Origin of the sequence: Mesorhizobium sp. M0244 (assembly GCF_040321795.1) — a bacterium.
Taxonomy (GTDB): Bacteria; Pseudomonadota; Alphaproteobacteria; order Rhizobiales; family Rhizobiaceae; genus Mesorhizobium.
This window is the reverse complement of sequence record NZ_JAMYSE010000143.1, coordinates 1-11,106: the sequence shown is the minus strand read 5'-3', so window position 1 is coordinate 11,106 and position 11,106 is coordinate 1. Positions and strand designations below refer to the sequence as shown.

Sequence of the window (11,106 nt, the reverse complement as noted above, 5' to 3'; positions counted from 1 at the left end):
GGCTGCGAGGCGTTCGCTGCTTCCTCGGCTTTCGCCTCGTCGGTCTGCGCCCCGGCTGTCTGCTGCTTGCCGGCATCCTGTTCGTCGGCGACCCGCGAGACGGCGCCAGGTTCGAGCTCGATGGTCACCGGCTCACGGCGGCTCTTGGAATGCCGCATCTTCGGCGTCTTGACCATGCTCGGGCTCCGCAAAATTCGCTTCGGGATGGTTGGAAGGGTCTAGCACATCACCAAGCGGTGAAAAGGGGCGGCGTGATGACGCCAGGTTTTCGAGTTCAGTTTTGGCAAAACGCCGCAGCGGTTGGATACCGATAAGCGGGACCAAAACAAAAACCCGCCTCGGCGGCGGGTCGTTGGCGCGAATCAGCACCTTCGGCGAATTGATAGCATAGCTGCCGGCACAAAGCAAGAACAAAATAGGTTTCTGCCAGGCCAATCGCTCAAGGTTGTGCCGCCCCTCATCGCCCTGCCGGGCACTTCTCCCCGTATGGTGACGGGGAGAAGGGGCTGGCCGCAACCTTGGCGCACCTTCCGCAACGTTGAAAATTGGCGAAATCATCGATGAGGGCCCCTCTCCCCGTCACTATACGGGGAGAGGATGCCGGCAGGCAGGTGAGGGGCGGCGCCAACGTCCGGAAACGGGCAGGGCAGATGCCCGTCAGCGCCGCGGCTGCAAAAGCGCCAGCAGCGCCTCTTCGCTGGGTTCCGGCGCAATGTGGATGTTTTTACCAAAACCCTCGCCAAGGACCGCGGCAATACGTCCCGACAAGGCGAAAAAGTGTGCGTCTCCAAAAAGACCACGCAGCGCCGGTCGGCCGGCCAAGGCTTGCACCGCTATGGCCGCCTTGGCCGAGTAGAGCAGCACCGCCTCGGCCGGTTGGGCTGACAAGCGCGCAAGAACGTCCTCGTCGGAATGGTCGAGCGCCATGGTGTCGTAGGTCTCGATCGCACGAACCCTGATACCCGCCGCCTGCAACCGCTCCTCGAAACCCGGAAACCGCACCCTTCCGCACAGATAGACGATGGTCTGTCCGGCGTAGGCGCCGGCAAGTGCATCGGCCAGCGCCTCGGCATTGCCCGGACCTTCGCTGACCGACAGAAACCCGGCTGCGCGGGCGGCTTCGGCGGTCTTCCTGCCGACGGCATGACAAGGTAAGCCGGCGAGCGCCGCGATGATCTTTTTGGGCGCGTGGCGAACGCCGTTGGTGCTGGTGACCGCGACCGCCGCGGCAGCATCGGCGACCGCGTCGGCGTCGGCCGGCAGCGCCACCGTTTCGGTCAACGGCAGCAGGATCGGCTTAAAACCGGCATCCTCAAGCCGGCGCGCCGTGCGCGAGGCGCCTGGTTCCGGCCTCGTCACCAGGACGCGGACCATATCAGGTCCAGCCGTCGAAGAACGTCTCGCCGGCCTTCGCCCGAACGGTCGCGGCGGCTTCCGTGCCGATGCGCGCCGCCTCCTGCGCCGGCCCTTCCAGCCTGACCTCATGCGACTGCGTGCCATCGGGCGAGATAATCAGCCCGGCAAAAGAAATCGTTCCGCCTGATATCGTCGCATGGCCGGCAATCGGCGTGCGGCAGGACCCGTCGAGCGCCGCCAGGAAGGCGCGCTCGCAGGCCAGCGCCTGGCCGGTCGGCACGTCATGGATTGCCGTCAGCATCTGTTCCATGTCGCGGTCGCCGATGCGGCTTTCGATGCAGATCGCGCCTTGTCCCGGCGCCGGCGGAAAGACGTCGAGCGGCATCAGGTCGGTGACGACATCTTCGAGCCCGAGCCGCTTCAGCCCGGCATAGGCGAGGATGGTGCCGTCGGCAATGCCCTCGTCGAGCTTGCGCAGCCGCGTCTGCACATTGCCGCGAAACATCACCACGTCGAGGTCCGGCCGCATGCGCCTGATCAGCGCCTGGCGCCTCAGCGACGACGAACCGACCTTGGCGCCTTGCGGCAGCTCGGCAATCGTTCGCGCCGCCTTGCCGATGAAAGCATCGCGCGCATCCTCACGCGGCAGGAAGGCGGACAGTTCCAGCCCGTCGGGCAACAGCGTCGGCATGTCCTTCGACGAATGCACAGCGATGTCGATGCGGCGCGACAGCAACGCCTCCTCGATTTCCTTGGTGAACAGGCCCTTGCCGCCGGCTTCCGACAGCGGCCGGTCCTGGATGCGGTCGCCGCTGGTCGAGATGACGACCACCTCGAACACTTCGGGCGGCATGCCGTGCGCCGCCATCAGCCGCGCCTGCGTTTCATGCGCCTGCGCCAGTGCCAGCGGGCTGCCGCGTGTTCCGATTTTCAAGGTTGTTTGCATGGCGCGCGGTCCGTGATAACCCCGGCCGGAACATTTCCAGCGAGGGCTTTGCCGGGCTTTCTCCTAGCGAGGAATGGCCGGCTGTACAATCTGTACGATTTTTGGAGACAGCGACGAATTGATCCGCGTTCTGGGCATTGAGACGAGTTGCGACGAGACCGCCGCCAGCGTGGTGGCGCTGGACAGTAGCAGCGCGCCTCAAATCATGTCCCCCAAGATCCTGTCAAATGTCGTGCTCAGCCAGATCGAGGAGCATGCCGCTTTCGGCGGCGTCGTGCCGGAGATCGCCGCGCGTGCCCATGTCGAGGCGCTCGACGGCATCATCGAGGCAGCACTTGCCGATTCCGGCGTCGAACTCGCCGATATCGATGCGATCGCCGCCACCGCCGGTCCAGGCTTGGTCAGCGGACTGATCGTCGGCCTGATGACGGCAAAAGCCATCGCCGCAGCAGCCAAAAAACCGCTGATCGCCATCAACCATCTCGAAGGCCACGCACTGACCGCCAGGCTGACCGACGGGCTCGACTTTCCCTATCTCTTGCTGCTGGTCTCCGGCGGCCACACCCAGATCGTTGCCGTGCGCGGTGTCGGCGACTACCAGCGCTGGGCGACGACCATCGACGATGCGCTTGGCGAAGCCTTCGACAAGACGGCCAAGATGCTCGGCCTGCCCTATCCGGGCGGACCGAATGTCGAGAAGGCGGCGGCGTCAGGCGATGCGACGCGCTTCGCCTTTCCGCGCCCGATGAAGGGCTCGGTGCAGCCCGATTTCTCCTTCTCCGGCCTCAAGACCGCGGTGCGCCAGGCAGCGACGGCGATCGCCCCGCTGAGCGACCAAGATGTTGCCGACATCTGCGCTTCGTTCCAGGCGGCGGTGGCGGATGCGCTGGGCGACCGTGTTTCACGGGCGCTGACCCGGTTTCGTCAGCAATTCCCGGCCAAGACAGAGCCTGCGCTGGTTGTCGCCGGCGGCGTCGCCGCCAACCGGACGATCAAGGCGACATTACAGGCGCTATGCGAGCAGGCCGGATTCAGTTTCGTCGCCCCGCCGCTGAAGCTCTGCACCGACAATGCGGCGATGATCGCCTGGGCCGGCATCGAGCGCCTGCGCGCCGGCATATCAGGTGAAAACGCCGCCGATTTCGTGCCGCGCTCGCGCTGGCCGCTTGACAGCGTCTCGGCCCCAATGGTCGGCTCGGGCCGGCGCGGAGCCAAGGCGTGACGAGTAAAGCCATGAAGCGCAAAGCCAGCACCGGCTGGCGCGTCGCCGTGCTCGGCGGCGGCGCCTGGGGCACGGCGCTGGCGCTGGCCATGCTGCGCGCCGGCCATTCGGTCCGACTGTTCGCCCGCGACCAGGACATTGTCGCGGCGATCGGTCGCGGCGAAAATCCGCGCTACCTGCCCGGCATCGCCATCGATCCCGGCATCGCGGCGACAAGCGACATCGAAACGGCTCTCGTCGACGCCGACTGCGTGCTGGCGGTGACGCCGGCGCAATCGTTGCGCGCCATGCTGACGGCCGCGTCCGGCCATGTGCCGAAAGGCGTCCCGCTGGTTCTCTGCGCCAAGGGCATCGAGCGCGATACCGGCGCGCTGCTGTCGTCCATTGCCGAGGAAATCGTGCCGGCAAATCCGGTGGCCGCCCTGTCGGGCCCGAGCTTCGCCACCGACGTCGCCAAAGGCCTGCCGACGGCCGTGGTGGTCGCCGCCCGCGACGAGGCTCTGGCGGCCGACCTTGCCGCCCGTTTCTCGGCCGAAAACCTGCGCTGTTATTCGAGCGACGACCTGATCGGCGTCGAGATCGGCGGCGCACTGAAGAACGTTTTTGCCATTGCCGCGGGTGCCGTCACCGGCGCCGGGCTTGGCGCCAGCGCCCAGGCGGCGATGGTGACGCGCGGCTTCGTCGAATTGCGTCGCATCGGTGCCGCCTTTGGCGCAAAGCCGGAGACGCTGATGGGGCTTTCCGGCCTCGGCGATCTGCTGCTGACCTGCTCGTCCGCCCAGTCGCGCAATTTCGCCTATGGATTGGCGCTGGGGCAAGGCAAGCCGCTTGCCGGCCTGCCCCTGGCCGAAGGCGTGCCGACGGCGGCGATAGCCGCCCGCCTCGCCCGCGACCGCCGGGTCCCTGCGCCCCTCCAAGCCGCCGGCGCCGCCATACTGGACGGCACCGTCACCATAGACCAGGCTGTGTCGGCGTTGATGACCAGGCCGCTCAAAACCGAAACCGACATGTGATCCCGAACAATACCGGAGATGGAAAGATGCTGTTTGCGTTGATTTGCAAGGACAGACCAGGAAGCCTGCAGGTGCGCCTCGATACGCGGTCCGAGCACATTGCCTTTCTGGAAGGGCTGAACGGCGACAAGAAACTGGCCTTCGCCGGCCCGTTCCTCGACGCGGAAGGCAAGCCGAACGGCAGCCTCGTCGTGGTCGAGGCGCCCGATCTGGCTGCGGCAAAAACCCTGTCGGCAGCCGATCCCTATGCCAAGGCCGGGCTGTTCGAAAGCGTCGAAGTCCGGCAGTGGAACTGGACCTTCAACAAACCTTCAAATATCTAGTTCAGGCGACACCTGAGGAGGAGCGAAAGAATGAACTACTGGCTGTTCAAATCGGAGCCCTCGGTCTTCTCCTTCGAAATGCTGAAGGCCAAGGGCAAGGCCGGCACGCAATGGGACGGCGTGCGCAATTATGCGGCGCGCAACAACATGAAGGCGATGCAGATCGGCGATCTCGGCTTCTTCTACCATTCCAATGATGGGCTCGACATCGTCGGCATCGCCGAAGTCTGCGCGCTGGCCCATCAGGACACCACCACCGACGATCCCCGCTGGGAATGCGTCGACATCCGCGCCTACAAGGACATGCCGAAGCCGGTGACGCTGGAACAGGCCAAGGCCAATCCAAAGCTGGCCGACATGGCGCTGGTGCGGCTCGGACGGCTTTCCGTGCAGCCGGTGACCTCAGCCGAATGGCAGGAGGTCTGCAGCATGGGTGGCCTCACCCCTGCACCATGACGGCGCTGACGCCGGACAGCGCCAAAACATTCATCCTCGATAACACGGCGCTGATGGCGCCGCCGCACGTGCCGGAGATACGCCTGCACCTGGCCGACGAGGCGCATGAATTGTGGCAGCGGACCGAGGATGAACTGACCGAAATCGGCCTGCCGCCGCCCTTCTGGGCCTTCGCCTGGGCCGGCGGCCAAGGCCTTGCCCGCTACGTCCTCGACAATCCGGCGACGGTGCGCGGCAAGCGCGTGCTCGACTTCGCCTCCGGATCCGGCCTTGTCGCCATTGCCGCGGCCAAGGCTGGTGCTGCGGAGGTGACCGCCGCCGATATCGACCCGTTCTGCGCGACTGCGATCCGCCTCAATGCCGAGGCCAACAGCGTCGCGATAGAATTCCTCGCCGGCGACTGCATCGGCACCAATACAGGCTGGGATGTGGTGCTGGCCGGCGACGTCTTCTACGACAAGACCTTCGCCGACAGGCTCATGCCGTGGTTCGCGGTGTTGAAGGCACGCGGCGCCGACATCCTCGTCGGCGATCCCGGCCGTTCCTATATGCCGAAAGCGGGGCTGGAACCGCTTGCCGTCTACGAAGTGGCGGTAACCCGGGCGCTCGAAGATTCCCTGGTCAAGCGCACCACCGTCTGGCGGTTTGCTTGACGGCATCGCCGAACAGGCGTTCCATCAGACAATCGACCGGGAGGGAAACTATGGATTTTTCAGCGATCAATTGGCTGGCGGTGATCGTCGCCGCCGGTGGTGGCGTGGCTGTTCGGCGCGGCCTGGTACATGGGTTTGAGCAAGCCGTGGCTGAAGGCCGCCAGGCTTGATCCGGCGACCATGGGGAAATCGGTGCTGCCCTTCGTCGTCTCCTTCGTCGCGGAGCTCGTGATGGCGCTGGTCATGTCGCTGGTCATCGGTGCCGTGACCGGTGGCGACCCGAGCCTGCTTGCCGGGCTGGTCTTCGGTTTCGTTCTCTGGCTGGGGTTCGTCGCCACGACGCTTTCGGTCAACCATCGCTACGAAGGTTTCGGCTGGGATCTGACGCTCATCGACACCGGCCATTGGCTTGGCGTGCTGCTTCTCATCGGCGCGGTGATCGGCTGGTTTGGGCCCCCCGCGATCTAAGGTTTCGCCAGGACCGTCAGGTCGGGGTCTTGGCGACTTCGTCGAGAAGCCAATCGCGAAAGGCGACGATGCGCGGGTCATTCGCCGCACTTTCGGGATAGACCAGGAAATAGGCGAATTCGGGCGCGACCTTGATGCCGAGCGCGAAAGGCCGGATCAGCCGGCCTTCCGAAAGATCGTTTGCCACCATGGCGAAATCGGCGAGCGCAACCGCGTTGCCGTCGAGCGCGGCCTGAACGGCATCCGTCGAATTGCCGAACACGATGGTCCGGCTGTCGTCGAAATCGTCGACGCCCGCCGCCGCCATCCACATGCTCCAGTTCGGCCAGGTGACGCCCTGCCGCGACCATTCGATATGCGCCAGCGTATGATGGAACAGGTCGCGCGGCTCTTTCAACGGCGGCCCCGCCCGCAGCAAGGCCGGGCTGCAGATCGGAATGATGACGTTTTCGAACAGTCGGTGTGAGCGAAGCCCCGGATACTTGCCGGTGCCGAAACGGATGCCGACATCGACATCGTCGCGATCGAAATCGCGCACCTCATAGCTAATATCGAAGCGCAGCTCGATTGCCGGATGCTGTTTGCGAAAATCGTCAACGCGCCGCATCAGCCACTTCGTCGCGAGGTGCGCATCGAGGGTGACCTTCAGCAGCGCCGATCCGCGCGCCATCTTCTGCGCCCGCGAGACGGCCCGCCCAAGCAGGTCGAGCGCGTCGGTCGAGGCCTCGAACAACACCGCGCCCGCCTCGGTCAGCCGGATGGTGCGGCTGGTGCGCGTGAACAGCACGATCCCGAGTTGATCTTCGATTTCCTTGATCTGGTGGCTAACCGCGGCCGGCGTCAGGCCGAGCTCGTCGGCGGCGCGGGTGAAATTGAGGTGCCGGGCCGCTGCCTCCAGCGTCCGCAGCGCACGGGTTCCAGGCAGCAGGCGCGCCATCAGTGCAAGACGAGGAGCGGTCGGTCGAGCATTTCCAATCCTCAAAAAAAACTTGAAGATACAGAAAAAACTACTCGTTTCCCGTTTGAATTTCAATCCGCCATGATCTGATCATCGAAGAAACATCAAACCGGATTTGACGTCCGGAGAAGCGGATTGCACCATGTCTCACATCGCTTTGAACTCCGTAACCCTCCGTCCGGCCTGGCTGCGTGCGGTGCTCGATTGGCTCCGCCATGCAAAAATCGCGGTCAATCTTCCCTATGAGAATGTCGAGGACCTTCCGGATCGCCAGCTGCGCGACATCGGCGGTGAACGCAAGGACATCGCGCGAGCCATGGACCGGGAACTCGGCCGGCTCGGCCTTCTCGACACGGGATGGCAGCCGCCGCAGAGGCGGATAGGGCAGTGGTGAGGTAGTGAATAGTGAATAGTGAATAGTGAATAGGAAAGCTAAGCGGCGCGTCCGCGCATGTCCTTATCAACCACTCCCATTACTTGCTATTCACTATTTCACGATCCGCTACGTCACTACTCCCCTACCGCACCACCCTTACCACCGTCCGCTCCGACAACAGCGGCAGCAGCCGCGCCATTGTGCGGGCCGTTACCGCGACGCAGCCTTGCGTCGGCGTGAAGCCGCGGCGCGCTAGGTGGAAGAAGATGGCGCTGCCGCGCCCGCGCCGGCGCGGCACAATGTTCCAGTCCAGCACCAGGCAGACATCATAAAGCTCGTCGGTGCGCAGCATCCGCTCATGGCTGGCGCCATAGGGGATCTTGACTGGGCGGTTGTAGTTGCGGTCCTCAGGCACCTCGCACCAGCCGAGGTCGCCGCCGATCGGCGTCATCGCCAGCCGGGTCCTGCGGCCGCCGGAAAAACGGTCGCCACGAAAATACCCCGACAATATCCGCATCGAGCCGAGCGGCGTGGCGCCGTCGCCCTCGCGCTTGCCGGCCGAGATGCCGCCATGCCCCAGTGCGCATGGAAACACGAGTTTGCCGGCCTGCAGAAAGCCCTGGCTGGCATGGCCGGGCCGCGCCCGCACGGTGAGCACGCGCAGCCCTTTCGGCAAAATTGCGCCGACTGCATTGCGATCGCGTTTTTTCTTGTATGATCGTGTCACGGAACAAATCACTGTGAACGGCTGTTGTGCCGGGCAGCTTCCGCATAAACAGGCAGCGGTCAACTGAAATCTCTTTTCAAAACAACGGATTGATCCATGACTTCACGCACCATTCTGATCGTCGACGACGATGACGACCTGCGCGGCACCCTTGTCGAGCAATTGTCGCTTTATGAGGAATTCGATGTCCTGCAGGAAGCGACCGCCGCCAAAGGCGTCGCCGCGGCGCGCGGCGGGCTCATCGACCTGCTCATCATGGATGTCGGCCTGCCCGACATGGATGGCCGCGAGGCGGTGAAGATATTGCGCAAGGGCGGCTACAAGGCGCCGATCATCATGCTGACCGGCCACGACACCGATTCCGACACGATCCTTGGCCTCGAGGCCGGCGCCAACGACTATGTGACGAAGCCGTTCCGCTTTGCCGTGCTGCTGGCCCGCATCCGGGCCCAGCTGCGCCAGCACGAGCAGAGCGAGGACGCCACCTTCTCGGTCGGCCCCTATACGTTCAAGCCCAGCCAGAAGCTACTGATCGACCCGCGCGGCGCCAAGGTGCGGCTGACCGAAAAGGAGGCCTCGATCATCAAATATCTCTACCGCGCCGACCAGAAGGTGGTGACCCGCGACGTGCTGCTGGAGGAAGTCTGGGGCTACAATTCCGGCGTCACCACGCATACGCTGGAAACTCATGTCTACCGGCTGCGCCAGAAGATCGAGCGCGATCCTTCCAACGCGGAAATTCTCGTGACAGAAAGCGGCGGCTACAAGCTGGTTCCTTAAACATTTCATTATCCAAATAAGCGATCCAGGAGGGGCGCTTTTCGGGTACGGTCCTGAGGCTGGAGGTGGTTCTGGATCGAACTCGCCGACGCATCGGGCCCAAAATCGGGCTCGATTTTTGGGAAGCACGATGCGTCGATTCAAAATGTTAGAGCGTCCTTTGCGCGTCCAAAGCGGATGCGCGGCGCTCTAAGGGAGGAGTGGGACTGACGGTTCGGGGACATAGCTAGATGGCGCTGGATGACGACATCCGCATCCTGTCCACCGTGAGGCTCTTCGAGGGCTTTACGCAGGAACAGCTGCGTCTGCTCGCCTTCGGCGCCGAAACCACCATGTTGAAAGCCGACCACAAGCTTTACCGCGAGGACGACGAGGCCGATTCGGCCTACATCGTGGTCAGCGGCCGCATCGTGCTCTACCGCGAGCACAATGGCGAGCGCATTCCGATCGGCACCGCCGGTCCCGGCACCATACTCAGCGAACTGGCGCTGATCGCCGACACCAACCGGCTGACCAGCGCCTCCGCCGAGATCGATTCGGAAATACTGCGGCTCAGTCGCAAGATGTTCCGCCGTATCCTCGAGGAATATCCGGAGCTGGCGCTTCACCTGCACCAGCGCATCTTGGAGGATTTCCAGGCGATGATCCGCCGCATTGAGGAACTGGCGCCGCGTTTTGCCGGCTGAGCGGAGGCGGGAATCGCCTTGCGGAAAGCGCGACGCGCTTCAGGGCCGATGCGTTGCGGAAACAAGCTCGGCCTTGCGCCGTGCCGTCTCCAGTCCGAGCGAAATGAAGCGGCGCGCATGTTTGGCCAGCTCCATATTGTCGGTCCACAGATTGCGCCAGATGGCGGTTTTCCGCGACAGGTTCTCGTCGACGATTTCCGACGAGAAGGATTCGAAGCTGAGATCGTCGCTGTAGCCGATGGCGATCAGCGCATCGAAGATCCCGGCAAAATCGATGTTGCCGGTGCCGAGGAAGCCGCGATGGCTCTCGCCGATATGGACATAGCCGATCTTCTTTGCGGCGTTGCGAATGGCCAATCCGACATCGGCCTCCTCGATGTTCATATGGAAGCTGTCGAGGTGCAGGAAGATGTTGTCTGAGCCGCTGTCCTCGATGAAGGCCATGCCTTGCGCGGCGGTGTTGAGCAGATTGCTTTCGAAGCGGTTGACGATCTCGAGGTTGAGGGTGACGCCGGCCGCCTTGGCTGTCTCCGCCACCTTGGCAAGCGTGCCGGCACTGCGGTTCCACTGGTCGCGCGTCGGCGCCTCAGTCTGCAAGCCATGGCTGGTGCTGAGGATGCCGGCAACCTTCTGGCCGCCGAGATCGCGGGTCAGCGCGATCGTGTCGTTGAGGATTTCGACGCCGCGCGCCGCAATCGCCTTGTCGGCGCTCGAAATGTCGCCGTCGGCCGGCAGTCCGATGCTGATCGCGACGCCGAGGCCGAGATCGGCAATCCGCTTGGCCAAGCCGTCAATGTCGACATCAGCGGGGTCGAGATAGGAGAATTCGATCAAGTCCAAGCCGGCTTCCTTGGTGTTGGCCAGCGTCCGTTCGAGGTCGCTTTGCGCCGAGCTCGCCGACCAGACGAATGAGTGGATTCCAATGCGCGACATGGTCATCTCCGGTTGCTGCGAGGCATCGGATCCAAAGTGGAAACCCGTTTTGGATATCCGACACTCAACCAAAAAGAGGTGGGGGGGGGCCGCACCCCCCCCCCCCCCGGGGGGGGGGGGGGGCGGGGGCGCCGGCCCCCCCCCCCCCCCCCCCCCCCCAATGGTGGGGCAACACGGACCACAACAAACGCGTAAAAACAAAGACCAGG

General features: G+C 64.1%; 14 protein-coding genes and 2 pseudogenes. 9 read left to right on the top strand and 7 right to left on the bottom strand.

All coding sequences use genetic code 11. The features are described 5' to 3' along the window. The 4 genes and pseudogenes from NKJ08_RS36765 to hemC all read right to left on the bottom strand — a co-directional run. A pseudogene (locus NKJ08_RS36765) lies at nucleotides 1-176 on the bottom strand (COG4223 family protein); the annotation flags it as partial. Beyond that, nucleotides 133-558: a hypothetical protein gene (locus tag NKJ08_RS36760; RefSeq protein ID WP_352775007.1), complete on the bottom strand. Its 426-nt coding sequence runs from the start codon at nucleotides 556-558 to the stop codon at nucleotides 133-135. The gene NKJ08_RS36760 and the pseudogene NKJ08_RS36765, both read right to left, overlap by 44 nt. A 99-nt stretch (nucleotides 559-657) precedes the next feature. Continuing rightward, the gene (locus tag NKJ08_RS36755; protein WP_352775004.1) at nucleotides 658-1,374 is read right to left on the bottom strand and encodes a uroporphyrinogen-III synthase; all 717 of its coding nucleotides are present in this window, start codon (nucleotides 1,372-1,374) and stop codon (nucleotides 658-660) included. A gap of 1 nt (nucleotide 1,375) precedes the next feature. Next, nucleotides 1,376-2,302: a hydroxymethylbilane synthase gene (gene hemC, locus NKJ08_RS36750; protein WP_352775002.1), complete on the bottom strand. Its 927-nt coding sequence runs from the start codon at nucleotides 2,300-2,302 to the stop codon at nucleotides 1,376-1,378. 121 nt (nucleotides 2,303-2,423) lie between these two features. On the opposite strand from hemC, the gene tsaD reads away from it, so the two are divergent. From tsaD to NKJ08_RS36720, 6 genes and pseudogenes are all read left to right on the top strand, one after another. Continuing rightward, on the top strand, nucleotides 2,424-3,524 hold the full coding sequence (gene tsaD, locus NKJ08_RS36745) for a tRNA (adenosine(37)-N6)-threonylcarbamoyltransferase complex transferase subunit TsaD (protein ID WP_352775571.1): 1,101 nt from the start codon (nucleotides 2,424-2,426) through the stop codon (nucleotides 3,522-3,524). An 11-nt stretch (nucleotides 3,525-3,535) separates the two neighbouring features. Then, nucleotides 3,536-4,537, top strand: coding sequence for an NAD(P)H-dependent glycerol-3-phosphate dehydrogenase (locus NKJ08_RS36740; RefSeq protein ID WP_352786121.1), 1,002 nt, complete (start codon nucleotides 3,536-3,538; stop codon nucleotides 4,535-4,537). 26 nt (nucleotides 4,538-4,563) lie between these two features. Continuing rightward, nucleotides 4,564-4,860, top strand: a complete 297-nt coding sequence (locus NKJ08_RS36735; protein ID WP_352523056.1) for a YciI-like protein — start codon at nucleotides 4,564-4,566, stop codon at nucleotides 4,858-4,860. 30 nt (nucleotides 4,861-4,890) lie between these two features. Continuing rightward, nucleotides 4,891-5,316: an EVE domain-containing protein gene (locus tag NKJ08_RS36730; protein WP_352523057.1), complete on the top strand. Its 426-nt coding sequence runs from the start codon at nucleotides 4,891-4,893 to the stop codon at nucleotides 5,314-5,316. Next, nucleotides 5,313-5,969: a class I SAM-dependent methyltransferase gene (locus NKJ08_RS36725; protein ID WP_352523058.1), complete on the top strand. Its 657-nt coding sequence runs from the start codon at nucleotides 5,313-5,315 to the stop codon at nucleotides 5,967-5,969. Before NKJ08_RS36730 ends, NKJ08_RS36725 begins: the two co-directional genes overlap by 4 nt. 50 nt (nucleotides 5,970-6,019) lie before the next feature. Then, a pseudogene (locus NKJ08_RS36720) lies at nucleotides 6,020-6,437 on the top strand (DUF1761 domain-containing protein). Nucleotides 6,438-6,453: 16 nt separating this feature from the next. Here NKJ08_RS36720 and gcvA read toward each other — a convergent pair. Further along, complete coding sequence (gene gcvA / locus NKJ08_RS36715; RefSeq protein WP_352523059.1) at nucleotides 6,454-7,374, bottom strand: transcriptional regulator GcvA; 921 nt, start codon at nucleotides 7,372-7,374, stop codon at nucleotides 6,454-6,456. A gap of 163 nt (nucleotides 7,375-7,537) precedes the next feature. On the opposite strand from gcvA, the gene NKJ08_RS36710 reads away from it, so the two are divergent. Further along, a complete protein-coding gene (locus NKJ08_RS36710) occupies nucleotides 7,538-7,789 on the top strand; it encodes a hypothetical protein (RefSeq protein ID WP_352523060.1) in 252 nt (83 codons plus the stop codon). 124 nt (nucleotides 7,790-7,913) lie between these two features. Here NKJ08_RS36710 and NKJ08_RS36705 read toward each other — a convergent pair whose 3' ends face one another. Continuing rightward, complete coding sequence (locus NKJ08_RS36705; protein WP_352523076.1) at nucleotides 7,914-8,450, bottom strand: L,D-transpeptidase family protein; 537 nt, start codon at nucleotides 8,448-8,450, stop codon at nucleotides 7,914-7,916. 144 nt (nucleotides 8,451-8,594) lie between these two features. On the opposite strand from NKJ08_RS36705, the gene NKJ08_RS36700 reads away from it, so the two are divergent. Next, complete coding sequence (locus NKJ08_RS36700) at nucleotides 8,595-9,278, top strand: response regulator transcription factor (protein WP_023721386.1); 684 nt, start codon at nucleotides 8,595-8,597, stop codon at nucleotides 9,276-9,278. Between the two features lie 230 nt (nucleotides 9,279-9,508). Further along, nucleotides 9,509-9,964 carry a Crp/Fnr family transcriptional regulator gene (locus NKJ08_RS36695; protein ID WP_352523061.1) on the top strand — a complete coding sequence of 152 codons (456 nt, stop codon included), beginning with the start codon at nucleotides 9,509-9,511 and terminating at the stop codon, nucleotides 9,962-9,964. A gap of 39 nt (nucleotides 9,965-10,003) precedes the next feature. Here NKJ08_RS36695 and NKJ08_RS36690 read toward each other — a convergent pair whose 3' ends face one another. Continuing rightward, entirely contained in the window at nucleotides 10,004-10,897 is an 894-nt protein-coding gene (locus tag NKJ08_RS36690) for a sugar phosphate isomerase/epimerase family protein (protein WP_352786119.1), read from the bottom strand. Nucleotides 10,898-11,106: the final 209 nt, after the last annotated feature.